The organism is Terriglobus roseus (genome assembly GCF_900102185.1).
Lineage (GTDB): Bacteria > Acidobacteriota > Terriglobia > Terriglobales > Acidobacteriaceae > Terriglobus > Terriglobus roseus_A.
This window is the reverse complement of the sequence record NZ_LT629690.1, coordinates 2,284,591-2,301,234: the sequence shown is the minus strand read 5'-3', so window position 1 is coordinate 2,301,234 and position 16,644 is coordinate 2,284,591. Positions and strand designations below refer to the sequence as shown.

Genomic DNA, 16,644 nt, shown 5'->3' with positions numbered 1-16,644 from the left:
CGGAAATCTACAGGTGCAAAGCGAGTGCGATGCGATAGGTGGCGAAGGATGCGCCGTAGGCCAGTACCGTCATGTACGCGAACTGCAGCAGCGGCCACTTCCAGCTATTCGTCTCGCGACGTACAACGGCGAGCGTTGCGGTGCATTGCATGGCGAGCGCGAAGAAGACCAGCAGCGCGATAGCCCCGGCAAGGCCAATCTCGGCGCGCAAGGCATCGCCTACGTTTACCTGACCATAGAGTGTGGCCAGCGTGCTGACGACGCTTTCGCGCGCCACGAACGCACCTAACAGCGAGATACCCACATTACGATTCAGGCCAAGCGGATGCAGCAGCGGCTGGATGAAGTCGCCAAGGTGGGCGAGATAGCTTGCACCCACATCACTGGGCTGGCCATTGTGGAATGGCATGTGCGAGAGGAACCAGATGGCAAGGTTCAGCACCAAAATGACGGTGCCCACCTGCTTTAGGAAGACCATGCTGCGGTCGTAGATGGCCAGTGCCACGGTACGTGGGCGCGGCATGCGATAGTTAGGCAGTTCGATGGCGAACATCGAAGCCTGGCCTTTGAGAGCGCTGGAATGAAGCAGCTTCGCGGTGAACAAGGCCGCAAGAAGTCCGATCGCGTAGAGCAGCATCAACGTGACGGCCTGCAGCCCGAGCAGATTGCCAAGAACTTGACGCTGCGGGATGAATGCCGCGATAAGCAACGCGTACACCGGCAGGCGCGCGCTGCAGGTCATGAATGGTGCGATAAGGATCGTTGCCAGACGATCGCGCTTGGATGGAATGGCGCGCGTAGCCATGATGGCGGGAACGGCGCAGGCATAGGCACTGAGCAGCGGCAGGAAGGAACGTCCATTCAGTCCCACGTGGCCCATGGTGCGGTCTGCGATGACCGCTGCGCGTGCCATGTAACCGGAATCCTCAAGCAGCGTGATCACGAGAAACATGCAGAGGATAGTGGGCAGGAAGCCGAGGATAGAGGCAATGCCGTTCCAGATGCCGTCGACGATGATCGCGCGCAGGATCGCATCAGGAATGTGCGCACCGGCCGCGATGCCGATATTGCCAAGCCATGTGCTGAGCCATTGGCCTGCGGGATAAGCGAGGCGGAACATGATCTGAAACGCGCCCGCGATGAAGCTGATGCACATCAGCGGGCCAACGACGGGATGCAGCGCCCAGCGATCAAAGGCTCGTGTGAACTTGGAATGATGCGGTCGGCGATACGCGCCGGAACGTGTGAGTGTGTTGCAGTCCGTAGCGCAACCAGGAGCCGCGTTGCCGCCAGCCTGCAGTACGGGCAGAATCTGTGCCGCGGCGTGTTCACCATTCAGGAAGTGCGAGATGGTGTCCATGCCGGTGCCGCGCGATGCACTGATCAAGGCTGTGGGTGAACCTAGTTCGCGTGCCACACCCAGTGGATCAATGTAGCCGTTGCGCGCCACCAGTTCGTCCGCCATGTTGATCAGAACCATGGTGGGCAGGCCGCATGCCAGCACTTCATGGATAAGGCCCATGTAGCGGTGCAGTGCAGTGCCGTCGACGACAAGCAAAACAGCGTCAAGCTTTGGAACACCGGGTTGCGTGCCGTGCAGAACATTGACGGCGATCTTCTGATCTTCGCTCTCAGGTGTGAGTGACCACACGCCAGGAAGGTCAATCACTGTCTGACCAGATTTCAATTTTCCGGAGCGATGCTCAACGGTGACGCCGCTGTAATTGCTGACCTTCTGGCGCAGTCCTGTCAGGCGGTTGAACAGCGTGGTCTTGCCCACGTTGGGCGGTCCGATGAGACCGATGGTGTGATACGCCCCTGCGGGTCTGGTCGATGCGGATTTCTCCACGGCGATGACCGTTGCGGTGCTCACAGGGCACTCTCCATGCGGATTTTCACTGTTGATGCAGTCTCACCACGCAGGGCAATATCGAAGCCATCCACGCGAATGATAAGGACCGTGCGGCGCGAGAGGGTTCGCACAACTTCCACTTCCGCTCCGGCGTTCAGCCCCAGGGCGCACAGGTGGCAATATGCCTCGCCCTGTGCCACACCCAGCACCGTGGCCTTCTCTCCATGCTTCAACTCTGCCAGGTGCACTGCGCGGGCCCTTCTTCCAAAAACTTCAGCGGGCGTCATGCACGCTTCTACCATCGTAACGCAATCTACGACAGAATTAGTCCTTGATTGTTGGCGATGTCTTTTTCAGAAGGGTTCTTGGCCGATCAACGACCGAAGAGCCGGCGCCAGAAGGAGGGCTTGTCATCGTCGTCATCATCGTCGACGAACGGTTGTTCAAACAGGCCGATTGGTTCGGGTTGCGACGGCCATGGCCTTCCTTCAAACACAGTAAGGGGATTGGAGACGCACAGACGCTCAGCCGTTTCCGTGCCAAGCCGTTCCGATACAAGCCGATACGCCGAACTCATATGCGGGGGCCGGCGGTCCAGATTATGTGCGTCCGTGGCCAGGAAGTGGACCCAGCGCTTCTCCAGAAGTTCCCACGCAAAGGTTTCCGCAGTGCTGCCGAAGTGGCCAGTGACGGATCCTGCGGTTACCTGCAGAAGCAGGCCGCTCTGCATCCATTCGCGCAGACGGTCGCGAGAACGCTGCAAGGTGGTGTTGCGCTCCGGATGGGTCAAGATCGGGGTCAGACCGTCTACGCGGAGCTGGTACAGCAGCTCGTCCATCCGGTTTGGAATGCCAACATCGGGCAATTCCACCAGCAGGTATTCCGTCTCATTGATGGTGTAACGGCGCTTGTGAACGTGCGCGTCTTCCGTGTTTTCCCAGTTCATATGGAAGTCGCAACCGAGGCCTAATGTGATCTTTGCGGCGACTTCTGCGGGTAACGCTTCACGTAACTGCTGAAGCAGTCCTGCGTTGCGTTCACGGTTGTACTTCCACGTATCGTCGGCGTGCGGTGTGGCGACGATGTGGGTGATGCCATCTTCCACTGCCATGGTGACCATGGCGATGGACTGTTCGAGACTCTTGGAGCCGTCGTCGATACCGGGCAGCAGATGGTGGTGAATATCAATCATGCAAATTAGGCGGTCTGCAGGCTCGCGATAAGTCCCTGGAAAAGCTTAAGTCCATCTGCGGTGCCAAGGATGGACTCACTGGAGCGATCAGGATGCGGCATCATGCCCAGCACGTTACGGCCTTCGCTCAGTACGCCGGCGATGTTTTCCAACGAACCATTCGGGTTGGCATCAGCAGTGATATCGCCGGCGGGTGTGCTGTAACGGAATGCGATGCGATCCTGCTTCTTCAGCGTGGCCAAGGTGTCGGTGTCGCAGAAGTAGTTGCCTTCCATATGGCCAATGGGCATCTGGAGAACTTCACCGCGCTGCAGCAAGTGCGTGAAGGGCGAGTCGTTTGTTTCGGTGCGCAGGTTCACCTGCTTGCAGATGTAACGCAGCCCTGCGTTACGCATCAGCGCGCCAGGCAGCAAGCCGCTCTCGCAGAGAATCTGGAAGCCGTTGCAGATGCCCATAACGGGGCCGCCCTGCGCGGCAAACTTCTTCACCGATCCCATGATGGGCGCAAAACGTGCGAGCGCACCGGTACGCAGGTAGTCGCCATAAGCGAAGCCCCCGGGAACGAGGATGGCGTCGCATCCCTGCAGATCCTCGCTGGCATGCCAGAGAAAGGTCACAGGCTGTTGCGCGACGGCATCGATCACGTTGTACGTGTCGTGGTCGCAGTTAGAACCGGGGAAGACAAGCACGCCAATCTTCATGACTCTAGGGTAACAAAGGCTACTCAAAAATCGGCGCGTACACGCAGTAGCCGCGAGGTGGCGCAGGGAATTCGCCGTTGCCTTCCTCGTCGGTGCTGCGTTCGTCAGGATGTGCCTGGTCGTGACCGTCCCATGCCACGGGAATAAACCGCGTGTTGGGCCACTTGGTTTGCACCGTGGTGCCGCTCCACTGATTGCCGAGATTGTTCAGGACATAGATGAGGCCGCTCTGGTCTTCCGTGCCGCCACGTTGCGAAATGTACAGGTCAGGGTCGGCGTGCAGAATGCAGCTTTCACCACCAGCATGTTTGTGGTGTGCCTGTACCAGCGCGTCGATGCCGTTAGGCGTGTTGGGCCGCGCCAGTTCGTAGTTGTAGTAATCCCTCCAGAAGACGCAGGGATAGCCGTCCTGCGTGAGGATGAACGAGTAGCCGAGCATCTTGTCGTTCGTAACAAAGTTGTCGTTCATGTCGTGGTTGTCCACGAACGTTACGGCATTGAACGGGCGCGCCGCGGAGACAGACGTGCCGTCGGTCAAATTGCGCAGGTCGTAATTGAGCGTGTCGCAAACGTCTTTCAGCTTGTAACGCAGAGGGAAGTCGAACGCGGCGATCTGCGAATCCGTTAACGTGCTTACCGCATCCAGCCAGTCGTGAATGTCATCCGGACCGCTCCAGTATTCCCCTACGACAAAGGGCGAGAAGTTGGGGTTGTCCTTCTTCTGGTACTGATACTTCGCGAGCAGGCCGATCATCCACGCACCGAAGCCTTTGACAAAGTCGAAGCGGAAACCGTCGAAATCAAGGTCTTCGATGATCAAGCGGGCGTACTCATACATCGCCGCATAGACCTTCGGGTTGCGATGGCACAGGTGCGGAAAGCCAGCAAACTGCTCACCCTCCAGCATGACCTTCTCGTAGCGCGAGGGATGGAAGCAGTCCCAGTTGCGTGGGAATTTGCCACTCTTTGGATTGAACTTTGTCCAGCGCTTCTGACCGTCCAGAGGGTTTTCTTCTTCCTCATCCGCGCCGCTGTTGTGGTTGATCACCATGTCCGCGATGGCGCCCATGCCGTTCTCATGGATGGTCTTGATCAGGCTTTCCAACTCTGCGCGATTGCCGAAGCTGGTCTTCACTGAGCCTTTCTGCTCGAAGTCGCCAAGGTCGAAGTAGTCGTATGGATCGTAGCCCATGGTTCCTGGGCTTGCTCCTTTGCTGATGGGTGGCAGCCAGATGGCGTCAAAACCAATGCCTTGTTTGCCAAGCGACGGGATCTTTTCCGCGACGTAGTTCCACCATTCGCCCAGCCGGTTTTCTTCCTTGGCACAATCCCAGTAAAAGCCCTGCATCATGACAGCCATTCGTTTCCTCGCGGACGGTTCCCGAAGCGTCGCGATCTCTTGCGATTCGCTTTGCGGATTCACCTGTCGTTCGCATTGCTGTGATGCATCCTATGGTGTGTGCGTTTGTCGCATGAGGAGCGTAACGTGGCGGACGAGCAATATCCTTCCCGGCTGGCGAACTCTTACCAGCCTCAACCGTCTGACCATCTGCGCACGGCGGGCACCGCGCTGATGGGATGGTGGCGTGCCACGACGCTGGACGCCCTGTGCGTGGGCTTGATGTGGTTTGTGGGGTTGTACTTCATCCATGTGCCCTGGGCGCCGCTTTGGGCGCTGGTGGCGGCGGTATGTCAGTTTGTTCCGGGGATCGGAACAGCGCTCGCAGTATGTGGGCCGGCGATTGCCGCGTTCTTTGCATCCGTCGACACAGATCTGGACAAACTATGGTGGACGCTGGGTCTGTACGCGTTTATCGCGATTGTCGATGGCGCATTGATTCAACCGCTGTTGCTGAAACGCAGCACACTGGTGCCGTGGTGGGCAGCTATGCTGGGACCGATCGTTGGCGGCATCCTGCTGCCGCCGTGGGGTGCGTTGCTGGCTCCGCCGATACTCGCAGTGATCTATGCGTTTCGAAACGCGAACAAGAGCCGTTAAGCGCCCAGGCGATACTTCGACTCGGCAACACGGAATAGAGGACGCCACACCAGACGATTGATCGTCACCACCATCAGCGCCATCACAATCGTCGCAAGCAGCAGTACTGCGAAGTTGCCTGCGTCCGTTGCTGCGCTGATCTGTTCGCCCAGGCCGAAGGCCGTCATCGTCTTGCCCTTCAGGCGGAAGTACTCCGCGATGATGCTTGCGTTCCATGCCCCGCCGCTGGCTGTGATGAGACCAGTCAGCAGGTAAGGGAAGATGCCTGGGAGAATGATGGTCTTCCAGCGTTGCACGGTGCCGAAGTGGAAGAGGCGCGAGACCTCTTTGAGGTCAGTCGGAATGGCCATTGCACCGGCGATTACATTGAAAAGCACGTACCACTGCGTTCCGAGCAGCATGAGCAAAATGGCTGCGGTGTTCATGCCTCCTCCGCTACGCAGTAGAAGAAGCAGGATCACAGGAAACAATGCGGTGGCAGGTACGCTGGCCGCGATCTGCGCCAACGGTTGTGCAATGCGCGCAAGACGGGGATGCGATCCAATCGCTACGCCAACCGGCACGGTCCACAGCGTCGCAAGAAACAGGGAAGCGATCACGCGCAGCAGTGTCATGCCTGCTCCACCGAGTACAAGGCCAAATTCCTTGCGGTCGACGGAATGCAACAGATGCAGCGCTTGGATTGCGGCATAGGCCACTGCTGCGAAAATTACAAGTCCTAAAGCAACTTGAGCGAGCGCAGATGGAGAGCGTTGATCGCCACCATCCATCGCGACATGTGTGGGACGATGTTTCGCCTCATGCCGATACAACTTCTCCAACACGGGAGAAAGCGTGACGTGCCGCATCCGCTTTACAAAACTTGATTGCTGCAGGATGGCCAACAGTGGCGAACGTACGTGACGAGCGCTTTCCACCTGCTCAAATTTGAAGCGATCGCTCCATGCGATGATGGGGCGCCATAGGAGCTGATCTGTTGCAACGATGATGAGGATCATCGTGAACAGCCCCCACAAAATGGCCGGGGTGTTGCCTTCGCTTGCAGCGGTTTGCAGATAGCTTCCAAGGCCGGGCAAGCGGAAATCGCGCGAGCCCAAGACAAACATCTCGCAGGCCATCAGGAAGAACCATCCGCCTGCTACTGAGACCATGCTGTTCCAGATGAGACCAATTGCTGCAAATGGCAATTCAAGCTGGAAGAGTCGCTGCCACCGCGAATAACCATAGATGGCACTGGCTTCTGTTAATTCACGCGGAAGGCTCTTCAACGAGGAATAAAACGAGAATGCCATGTTCCACACCTGGCCGGTGAAGATGAGCACGATCGCACCCAACTCCAGGCCAAGTTGACGCGAAGGGAACAGCGCCACCATTGCCAGCATGACGCCGGGAAGAAAGCTCAGCACAGGGATGGATTGCAGAATGTCCAAGGCTGCAATCATCAGCGCTTCCATCCGTCGGCTGTACGCTGCGACATAGCCATAGCCGATGGCGAACCCAAGGCTCAACAGGTACGCGAGGAACATACGCACCACGGAGTAGAGTGCGTAGAGAGGCAACGCTCGCGGGGATAACGACAACGTCACTTGCGGCTCTGCATGACCCAGCCAAAGGCGCGCAATCTGGACTACTCCGTAAAACGCAGCAAGGCCAATGCTGGCAACGATCAGATCAAGAAGAAAGGGCCAGCTTCTGCGTACCGCTTGCGAACGCGCAAGGGTGCGCGGGATGACCATCTCACCCCGTGATCGCAAATTACTGAAGCTGCCAGGCAGCATCTTCATTCGTGCGTCTCCACGACAGGTTCAGCGGCGTGCGCCAGGATGAAGCGATGGCGCTGCGCGTCAAAGTCAAACAGTTCTGCGTATCGGCCCCAGTTGATGGCCGTTTCAAGCTGCCGGAGAGTTTCTTCTTCGCTGAACTGTTCGTCCAGCATGTCGTGGAAGAATTCTTCCGGCACTGAGCCGTCACTCTTGGCTTCCAAGGCGCGCATGATCTGGCGCAGCAACAACACGTGTTCCAGCGCAGCTTCGCGGAAAATCTCCTTCTGCCGCAGGATTTCCGCATTGGCGTATTCCGTGCCGATAGCAGTGAGTGTCGCGTCGCCTTCGGTAACAGTTAGGAAACCTAACAATGAGGCAGCGTCAACGATGGGCAACAAGTCATCGACTTCGAAGGCAAGATCGTCAGCGAGGCGATAGATGTCTGCCTTGCCGCTGTGATCCACCATTAATTCCAGCAAACCGGCGATACCGCCAGGGCGCGCGTGCGGCAACATCTGGTAGCTCATCAATCGTTGATCGCGAACGCGCTTGCCACCTGCAGTGCGCGGCAGCTCGGGTGGCTGCGCCTCTGGCTGTGTCAGCACCTTGTAGATGTAGTCAACCAGTTGCGTAAACGCTGCGGCCTTGCGGTCGCGTGGATGCTGCAGTGCAACGCGAAAATCCGTACGCACATGACCGGGATTGCGGCCAAGAACGATGATGCGATCTGCAAGCAGCACAGCTTCTTCAATGTTGTGTGTGACGATGAAGATGGCCTGCGTGGGCATCGTCTTTTTCTGCCAGAGTTCCAGCAGTTCTGAACGCAGGTTTTCTGCGGTGAGCACATCAAGGGCCGAGAAGGGCTCATCCATAAAAAGCACTTCCGGTTCGACAACGAGTGCGCGTGCAAAGCCCACACGCTGACGCATGCCGCCGGAGAGTTCTTTGGGATAAGCGTGCTGGAAGCCGTCGAGACCGACCGTGTCGAGCATCTTCATGGCGCGTTTGCGACGCTTTGCAGGCTCCATACCCCGCGCCTGCAAAGGCGCTTCCACGTTTTCCAATACGGTCAGCCAAGGGAACAGCGCGAAGCTCTGGAAGACGATGGAGACGTTGATTTCTGTCTGACCAATGGGCTTTTCATGCCAGTAAACCTGGCCGCCTGAAGGCACAGAGAGCCCCGTCAGCATGCGAAGCAGGGTCGACTTGCCGGAGCCAGAGGGCCCAAGCAGAGCGACAATTTCACCCGGCACAATCGACAAATCAGTCGGCGAGATCACCTGAATTCGGTTCTCGCTCGGCTGAGCATAATATTTTTCAACGCGTTCGGCGCGAATGATGGCCTGTTGCATTGGGCGTCTCCATTGGTAGTGGAGCCGGATAAGTGACCGGACCCTGAAAGTTTGGTGGCGGCGCGGCCGGCCGAAGTTGGCCGCAGGGCGTCCTCTGAGGGTATCATCCTCCGGTGAAACAACAACTTCCAGAAACTTGCCATATACCACCGGGTAAAGTAGAACTGTGATTGATATGACAACCCCCAGCAAACCGAAGGTACTGGTTGCCGACGACGAACAGGTGATCGCGAATACCCTTGCGATCATCCTCAATCAGGCAGGCTTTGAGGCCAAAGCCGTGTACTCCGGCGAATCAGCCGTGGAAACCATTGATGAATTCCAGCCCAACATGCTGATTTCAGATGTGATCATGACCGGCATGACAGGTATCGAAGCCGCCATCAAGATCCGGGAAAAGCTGCCCACCTGCAAGATTCTGTTGTTTAGCGGACAAGCAGCCACCGCTGACCTGCTCGAGAAGGCACGCGCCCAGGGGCACGAGTTTGAGATTCTGGCGAAGCCGGTGCACCCGACAGATCTGCTGGCGAAGCTGCGCAGCTAATATCAGGTTCAAAACGAAGTTTTACGACAACGGAAAATGCCTCCTTCATAGGGAGGCATTTCTGCTTTGGGATATTTCTATGGTTGATTCTGTTTTAGCTCCCTCGTTTTTAGAACGATGAAGTATTCGTAAATCGATTGAAGCAGAGCGTAGGTCAGGCCGGCGCTGCCGTCCAGGAAGCCTCGTTTTGCGAAATAAATCAGTATGAATTTCAGAATTGGGCGACCGGGCAAGCGATAGAACAATTGCTTCTGCTGCTTGCGACGCGTCTGAAAGTCTGAGGCGAAGAATGCGTCACGCAGACGAAAGGGCGGAGCATCTGCCTGATTCAGGAGAAGCTGCTGCGCTTCTTTTGTGCTGTAGTCGTTGTGTCGCTGAATCCAATAGGTGACGCCCTTGCTGAACGGGAAATGGTCCAGATATCCTGCGATGCGTCCTGTAGTTCCATCGACCACTGAGACAGGGTTGACGAGGCGCTCATAGCGCATCTTTGAGGGCTGAAACAGCCGGGTGTACCAGGCGGAAAGCTGGACGTGTTTCAGCCATGTTCCGTTCAGGAAATCGCGCCGTTCCACTTCAAATGCAACATGTCCTTCCGCTGCTGACACAGCCTGATGGATCGCTGTGCGAAGTCCCTCGGTCATACGCTCGTCCGCGTCGATATAAAACACCCACGGATGTTTAAACGGAATGTTTTCCATGGCCCAGTTCTGATGAGCGGCCCAGTTATCGAACTTGCGCTGGATCACGTGGGCACCGGATGCCTCTGCAATCGCAGTCGTACGGTCGGTGGACAGAGAGTCAAACACCCAGACATCGTCGGACCATGCTATGGATTCAAGGCATCCTGGCAGGTCGCCCTCTTCATTCAGAGTGAGAACCATAACGGAGATCATGCGGGTGTGTCTCCATGTGTGCGTTTGCGTTCTTTGACCAGGCGCGCAGGCGAGCCTGCGTGGACCGTCCATGGATCAAGGCTGCGCGTGGCGACAGAGCCCAGTCCAAGCACGGCACCTTCGCCCAGGTTGGCTCCAGGGCCAACGATGGCTCGCGCGCATACCCATGAGTAGGCTCCGAAATGCATCTCGTAGGCCAGCAGAGGGAACGCAGCCAAGTTGTAATCGTGTGTTGCGCCGCAGAGAAAGGCGTCTTGAGACACGATGGCGTGCGAGCCAAAGCGCATGGGTGCGGGGTTATAAATCTCTACGCCGTCCGCAGCGGTGACCTGATCCGCACAAAAGAGATTCCACGGAGCCCAGATCTTTGACTTGGGATAGAAGTGGCAATTCGAGCCCATCGTGGCTCCGAAACGACGAAGCAGGAAGCAGCGCCAACCGTGCATGGGGCGCGGCGAAGGGCGATAGAGCAGCAGCCACACAACACCCCACAGCACACGCATCACACGGTTGCGCAGGGTGAACGCGGGTCGCAGATACGGGTCAGCATGTTCGCTTTCGTCGATATGGTCTGTGGCCACGTAAGCAGCTTCGCGTGCCATTCAGCTTGCTCCTTCGTTCTTCGCCTGTTGGAAGAGGGCCATGATGGCTTGAGCGGTCTCCAACATGTTGAAGCGCGTGCGGAAGCATTCGGCAGCCGCCGTGCTCATGCGTTGCTTCTCTTCGGCAGACAATCCAATCCAGCGCTCCAAAAGAAGGCGTGTTCCCTCAAGGGTGTCTGGCTCAATGAGAGCACAACCTTCATTTCGGATCATGTCGCCGATGTTGACCTTATCGCTCAACAGAACGGGCTTACCCGCTCCCAGAGCTTCCGCGACAGCAATGCCGAAGTTCTCCTGGTGAGAAGGGAGGATGAAAGCTTCAGCAGCCCGGAAGGCGCCCCACTTCTCTGAACCACGCAAAATGCCGGGCCAGTGAACGCGGTCAGTCAGACCTGCGTTGTCAACGATCTTTTGTAGCTCCGGTATCCAGTCAGTTTCGTCTGGACCAGCCATCACGAGATGTAGATCCGGGGCGCTGGCCGCGATTGAAGCGAATGCTTGCAAGAGTAAGTCGCAACCCTTTTTGGGATGGATACGGCTCAGGTAAATGAGAAACCGTTTGCCTTCCACCGCAGGAACCACACGTAGGAATGCAGCAATATCTGCAGTGGGGTCGGTCTGTGGGGCGCGGATACCGTAAGGCACCACCTGCGCTTTCCATTTCCAAAAAGCGAAGCTTTCTTCCGCCAGCTTCTCTTCACTGGTGGTGGTGAAGAGCACGCGATACGCGTTTCGCAGAATCCAATATTCCGCGGGATACCAATAGACAGCTTTCTTCAGATGTTTCAGTGGAAAGCGACGCTTAAAGTACGGGTCCAACATGCCATGCGAAAAAACCATGTATGGCTTGTGCCCGCGCATGGCGAGCATGGTGGCAAGGCCGGTGTATTGCCACAAACCGTTGACGATTACACCGTCATAACGGTCGCGATTTTCGCGCAGCCAGGGCAACAGCTTCGCGTTGTAGCCATACGTGGAAGTGCGTGGTCCGAGTGGATAAACCGGAAAGGGGAGCCCTTGCAGATAAGGTGCATCTGGAGCGTCAAAAGTGACGGCTTCACCCTCATAACCCTCATCCTTGTATCCGAAAAGAGTGCGCACGCCTTCGATCGGGCCGCCTGCGGCCGGGTCCAGTGTGGCGATGACATGAAGGATACGCATGGAGTCAGGCTCCTGCATTTTTGCCGGTGACGTGTCGCAAGGCTGCTTTCAGTCCGGCAATGTCTTCGGCATACCCCCAGTGAGCGATGATTTCTTCGCTGTGTCTTCCCATCTGTTCGGGTACACCTGGCTGGATAGTTTTCTCCAGTGCATGGCTCAGCGTCTGTATATCGCCTATCGGGTATACAAATCCGTTTTCACCATTACGGACAATATCCGCTGCGCACCCCACGTCGCTGGTCACAATAACAGCGAGTCCGGAGGCCATGGCTTCATTGGTGATTAGACCCCATGCTTCATGTCTTGAGGGGAGTACAAACACATCGCTGAGATCGAAGAAGCGGGGAAGCTCGCTCTGATTACGGAAGCCAGCAAAACGGACGTCCGTTACTCCGCTCTCGGCCACACGTTTTTCAAGCGCTGAACGCATCTCACCATCACCGACGATGACCAGGTAGGGCGCGGAAGAACTGCGTGCGCGCAACTGAAGATAGGCTTCCAGTAAGTGATCTGCATGTTTGCGCTCTTGCAATTTCGAAGCGAACAGAATGACCGGCCGCGAAGGATCGAGAGACAACTCCGCCTGCAGATTTGAACGCGTGGCTTCAGCTTGCTTTGCGCGTGCGGAAAAGTATCCGTTGTTCACTGCGTATGGCATCAGGAACGCAGGAAAGTCTTTTCCTAAATAATGCGCCCAGTAGCGAGCGTTCTCCGTCCCAATGGGAAGTACGGCGTTTACCAGGCTACGCAATATGGTAAAAAACGCTTGTTTCGCGAATAGTTTTTGGCCCGAGCGAACACGGTCTGCGAGCCATGACTCAGCGCGCAATAGTACAGGTATCCCAAGCGCCTTTGCGGCAAGTATCGCGTGAATCGAATTCACTGTTGAATAGCCGTGAATCCAAACCGCATCGAACGGCTTTCCATCCACTCCCTTGCGCAATTCTCGGAAGAAGCCTCGTGAGATAGGGCGAAGAGGGCTCGGCTTAGAGGTATCTCTCCAGCGTGGCAATACTGTCGAAATGTACCCCTGCGTCAGAGGGACATCCCACTCTACAGTCACTCCGAAGCCAGCATCCTTGTAGCTTCGCAACGAGAAATCAGAGCAAAAAAAAACGCGCAGATCGATTCTCGGATCCGCAGCGATGCGCCGCAGCAGTTCCGCCTGGTATTGAATCGGATGACTGACCACATACGCCAACCGGACGCGCTCATTCATGGAAACCATCGATCTCCTGTAATGCTTATTCGCCGAAACGATCAGGGGTTATGTGCAAGCAAGTCATCGCAAAAGCGCAGCCATGGAAACGGCAAGGCTGACGATAGCCGTCGCGTTACTAAATCGGAATATGCTCCTAAGAGTGCTTGTGGGGACAAGAATGATATCGTCCGCCTGTAGAACCGGATCGGCAGCTTTGCCTTCTTGGATATCCTTCAGTCGCAGTGGTACAACGGAGCGCGTGTTCCCGGTTATGCGAACGAGGATCGAACTATCCCGCTTAGCGACTTCCGTGGTACCTCCGGCCGACGCAATTGCCATTGATACAGTCATGGGCCGTGATCCTGGTAAAACGTGTGTTCCAGCGGATGAAACTGCGCCTACGATGTAAACAGCCCCGACGTTTCCTGTAGTAATGACGTCACCAGAGAAAATCGGAACATTGGCAGCAATACTTGTCGACGGATCGTTGCCAAGATCCACATAGATTGGTTCGGCTAATCCGAGACGATCTATTTTGATGACCGTGCTTGCCGTCTCAGGTAAGCCACCGGCTGCGGAAAGAACGTCTAGAAGGCGGCGTTGCCCTACGACTGGTAAGGTCTTGCCCATGGCGCCCACTAGCGTGACGACATGGTCAGGCATATCGGAGATGACTAGATTCACTTGTGCATCGTGAAACAGCCCTTGATCTTCCATTACACCCGCGATCTTCTGTTCCGCAGCGGTACTCGTCAAGCCTCCGATACTGACGATTCCGGCCAATGGGAGATGGATGGTTCCGTCCAGCGCTACTCGTTCCGTATCCGTAAATGCCGGAGTGACGCCAAAGATTGAAATCACCACTACGTCGTTGGGCAAAATCCTCATGTCTTGCTGCGGAGGAAACAGAATTGCCTGATCAGTAGTGAGAGGATGGCGCACATTCAACCCTGGCGCGGTCGTGGCCGCAACGCCGGTGTATTGCGCGTGGCACCATGACGTTCCACTCAACAAGAGAGAGACAAGAAGGATGAAGTTATAAAACTTCTTCATGCCTGGCCTCCCTTGTTGTTCCGTTCGTTTTCCCGTCCATTCGATTCCCATGATTCCGAGTCGATGTTGGAGTAGCTGTATCCCGAATACCCGTAGTAGCCGTGGTATTCCGGAGCATTAATGTCTACGGAGTTCAGCACAACTCCTGTCACGGGTGCACCGGAGCGTACCATTAGATCGCGCGCGCGCCGGACCACATTGCGGCTGCTCTTGCCGTGGCGTACCACCATAACGATTGCATCAGCATAGTGAGCGAGGATGACGGCATCCGTTACAGAAAGGATCGGCGGGGAATCGATTACGACGTGGGTATACAGTTCGCCGCATTCCTGTAGAAGATTTTTCATGCTTTCAGACGAGAGCATTTCAGTGGGGAACGGAGGCACTGGACCACTACACAACACGTCCAGATTCGGAACTTCGGGAACGTTCTTCACCGCTTCTTCCAGAGTGGCTCCTCCAGACAGCACCGTAGAAAGGCCTACTCGGCCATTCAATCCAAAACGGTGATGTACGTTGGGACGTCGAAGATCGGCATCAATGAGCAGTACTCGGGTCTCCCGCTGCGCGAGAATTGCGGCGAGGTTCGTGGACACCGTTGTCTTGCCTTCTGACGGGGTTGAACTAGTAATGAGAATGAATTTTGGCGGGTGACCTGTGGTTGCCAGCAATAGAGCGGTTCGGAGAGACCGGAATGCTTCAGAGAACTGCGATTTGGATGTGGCGAGAACGCCGATATTGGTTTGGGCAACAGTTGCGGAGCCAGAACCGTCGGACTGCATCCGACGTACGCGAGGAATAATGCTGAGTGACGGAAGTTGTGTGATGTGTTCCACTTCCGAAACACTTCTGATTCCGGTGTCGAGACTTTCCAAGGCAAATGCAAGCATGATCCCGAAAACCAAGCTCAAGATAAGGTCTCTGCTCAGGATGCTGGATCTTGGCGTCATCGTAGGACCGATCGGTTTGAACGCTGGATCAACGACATCGATTTCCAGTGCGTCAAGACCTGCCTGAACGCTGGCACTTCGAAGCTTCGCAAGAAGTGCCTCATAGAGGGCGCGGTTCGTTTCGTAATCACGCTGTCGAAGCGTGTACTCGACTAGATCGTCCCGTAGGCGATAAGACTGATTCTTTTGGTCTTCCAACGCCCCTTCGGTTTGAGCTTCATTCGCCTGTGCCGCGACCAAGGCCTGCTTGGCCTCGGTAACCATGCGTGTTTCTTCCGTCTTAATTTCCCGGTCTACTTCGCGTAGATGAGCCTGCAGGGCGAGAATCTGGGGGTTCTTGGGCCCCAAACTAACGCTGGATTGAGCGATCTGCGCTTTCGTTTGCGCGGCGTCATCTCTTAACTTGGATAATTCAGATTCCTGTCCGGCTCCCGACGCCTGCAAGTTGCTTTCCATCAGAGCTGGGTCAGAAGAAGCCAGAACCCGATATCGGGATTCTGCGAGGATACGTTGCACCTTGGCTGCAATAGCAGCGGTGCTGAGCGCTTCGACAGCGGCTGTAACCTGGGTGGTGACTGGCTTACTGGCGTCCGCTCCAAGGCCCAGTACACCGATCTTCTTCTGGAGATCCATTAACTGTTCCTGCGACGCTTCTACCTGTTGCTTAAGATCGTCCAGCTGCCCTTGCAGCCATTGCGACACTCGCTGCGTGGAAGCGAAGCGGCTTTCAAACGAGCGCTGCTGATACGCATTGATGAGGTGGTTGACCAGGTCTGCAGCGAGCTGAGCCTTGTTGGCCGTCACCGTAATACGGATCATTTGGGTCCGAGGAATCGACGCCACTTTGAAGGCGTTGGACAGCTTCCCAATAACAGCGGCACGGACTATCGGGTCGTTGATATTTCGGTATGGGCCAGATCCCATGAAATCTGGGTTGTTCGCCAGGTTCATCTCTTGGGCGACGCTTAACATCAGTGATTCGCTACTGATGATCAGAACTTCAGTTTCAAGATCTTCCGACTGTAGACTGCCAGTAAGATTTCCTGTGGCCACACCCAAGGAAGCCTGTCCGTTCGGTTTGGCAACCTGGATCCGGCCGGTGGCCACATAAACAATGGGTTGCGTGGCGGCCTGATAGACGCCGTACAGAATGCCAAGGATTGCGGCAATAATGAGTACCCATTTGCGTTTTCGCAACACATTCAGGGCTTCCGAAAGTGCACTTTCTGCGGTAATTGCGCTGAAACCGGCGTTAGTTTCAGGTACTACGCGATCGGATGGCTGATTCGTCAGGGGCGGCATCTCTCAAGATCATAACCTTCTTTGTTGTAACTGGAGTGACTGCCCAACGCAGGTCTTGGGACCTACGTCTTAAGGG

General features: G+C 56.2%; 15 protein-coding genes. 2 read left to right on the top strand and 13 right to left on the bottom strand.

Annotation, left to right across the window (positions count from 1 at the left end; translation table 11 throughout):
* Window positions 1–7 precede the first annotated feature (7 nt).
* The 5 genes from feoB to BLT38_RS09655 form a co-directional block, all read right to left on the bottom strand.
* The gene (gene feoB / locus BLT38_RS09675; protein WP_083344987.1) at window positions 8–1,873 is read right to left on the bottom strand and encodes a ferrous iron transporter B; all 1,866 of its coding nucleotides are present in this window, start codon (window positions 1,871–1,873) and stop codon (window positions 8–10) included.
* The gene (locus BLT38_RS09670) at window positions 1,870–2,139 is read right to left on the bottom strand and encodes a FeoA family protein (RefSeq protein ID WP_231966848.1); all 270 of its coding nucleotides are present in this window, start codon (window positions 2,137–2,139) and stop codon (window positions 1,870–1,872) included. The genes feoB and BLT38_RS09670 overlap by 4 nt, the downstream gene beginning before the upstream one ends.
* Before the next feature lie 86 nt (window positions 2,140–2,225).
* Window positions 2,226–3,044 (bottom strand): tyrosine-protein phosphatase, encoded by an 819-nt coding sequence (locus BLT38_RS09665; protein ID WP_083344985.1) that lies wholly within the window; start codon window positions 3,042–3,044, stop codon window positions 2,226–2,228.
* 5 nt (window positions 3,045–3,049) lie between these two features.
* Window positions 3,050–3,745, bottom strand: a complete 696-nt coding sequence (purQ, locus tag BLT38_RS09660) for a phosphoribosylformylglycinamidine synthase subunit PurQ (RefSeq protein ID WP_083344984.1) — start codon at window positions 3,743–3,745, stop codon at window positions 3,050–3,052.
* A 19-nt stretch (window positions 3,746–3,764) separates the two neighbouring features.
* Window positions 3,765–5,105 (bottom strand): alpha-amylase domain-containing protein, encoded by a 1,341-nt coding sequence (locus BLT38_RS09655; protein WP_083344983.1) that lies wholly within the window; start codon window positions 5,103–5,105, stop codon window positions 3,765–3,767.
* Window positions 5,106–5,231: 126 nt separating this feature from the next.
* On the opposite strand from BLT38_RS09655, the gene BLT38_RS09650 reads away from it, so the two are divergent.
* Window positions 5,232–5,744: an AI-2E family transporter gene (locus tag BLT38_RS09650; RefSeq protein ID WP_231966847.1), complete on the top strand. Its 513-nt coding sequence runs from the start codon at window positions 5,232–5,234 to the stop codon at window positions 5,742–5,744.
* Here the strand turns inward: BLT38_RS09650 and BLT38_RS09645 are convergent.
* The gene (locus tag BLT38_RS09645) at window positions 5,741–7,528 is read right to left on the bottom strand and encodes an ABC transporter permease (RefSeq protein ID WP_083344982.1); all 1,788 of its coding nucleotides are present in this window, start codon (window positions 7,526–7,528) and stop codon (window positions 5,741–5,743) included. The two genes, BLT38_RS09650 and BLT38_RS09645, sit on opposite strands and share 4 nt — an antisense overlap.
* Window positions 7,525–8,859, bottom strand: a complete 1,335-nt coding sequence (locus BLT38_RS09640; protein WP_083344981.1) for a nitrate/sulfonate/bicarbonate ABC transporter ATP-binding protein — start codon at window positions 8,857–8,859, stop codon at window positions 7,525–7,527. Before BLT38_RS09640 ends, BLT38_RS09645 begins: the two co-directional genes overlap by 4 nt.
* Before the next feature lie 175 nt (window positions 8,860–9,034).
* Here BLT38_RS09640 and BLT38_RS09635 point away from each other — a divergent pair, with 175 nt between their 5' ends.
* The gene (locus BLT38_RS09635; RefSeq protein ID WP_083344980.1) at window positions 9,035–9,403 is read left to right on the top strand and encodes a response regulator; all 369 of its coding nucleotides are present in this window, start codon (window positions 9,035–9,037) and stop codon (window positions 9,401–9,403) included.
* Between the two features lie 77 nt (window positions 9,404–9,480).
* Here the strand turns inward: BLT38_RS09635 and BLT38_RS09630 are convergent, their stop codons facing one another.
* From BLT38_RS09630 to BLT38_RS09605, 6 genes are all read right to left on the bottom strand, one after another.
* The gene (locus BLT38_RS09630; protein WP_083344979.1) at window positions 9,481–10,299 is read right to left on the bottom strand and encodes a glycosyltransferase family 2 protein; all 819 of its coding nucleotides are present in this window, start codon (window positions 10,297–10,299) and stop codon (window positions 9,481–9,483) included.
* Window positions 10,296–10,901, bottom strand: coding sequence for a putative colanic acid biosynthesis acetyltransferase (locus tag BLT38_RS09625; RefSeq protein ID WP_083344978.1), 606 nt, complete (start codon window positions 10,899–10,901; stop codon window positions 10,296–10,298). The genes BLT38_RS09630 and BLT38_RS09625 overlap by 4 nt, the downstream gene beginning before the upstream one ends.
* Window positions 10,902–12,062 carry a glycosyltransferase gene (locus tag BLT38_RS09620; protein ID WP_083347019.1) on the bottom strand — a complete coding sequence of 387 codons (1,161 nt, stop codon included), beginning with the start codon at window positions 12,060–12,062 and terminating at the stop codon, window positions 10,902–10,904.
* 4 nt (window positions 12,063–12,066) lie between these two features.
* A complete protein-coding gene (locus BLT38_RS09615; RefSeq protein ID WP_231966846.1) occupies window positions 12,067–13,281 on the bottom strand; it encodes a glycosyltransferase family 4 protein in 1,215 nt (404 codons plus the stop codon).
* Window positions 13,282–13,344: 63 nt separating this feature from the next.
* Window positions 13,345–14,316 carry a polysaccharide biosynthesis/export family protein gene (locus BLT38_RS09610; RefSeq protein WP_172838214.1) on the bottom strand — a complete coding sequence of 324 codons (972 nt, stop codon included), beginning with the start codon at window positions 14,314–14,316 and terminating at the stop codon, window positions 13,345–13,347.
* Window positions 14,313–16,568, bottom strand: a complete 2,256-nt coding sequence (locus tag BLT38_RS09605) for a GumC family protein (protein ID WP_083344975.1) — start codon at window positions 16,566–16,568, stop codon at window positions 14,313–14,315. The genes BLT38_RS09610 and BLT38_RS09605 overlap by 4 nt, the downstream gene beginning before the upstream one ends.
* Window positions 16,569–16,644 lie beyond the last annotated feature (76 nt).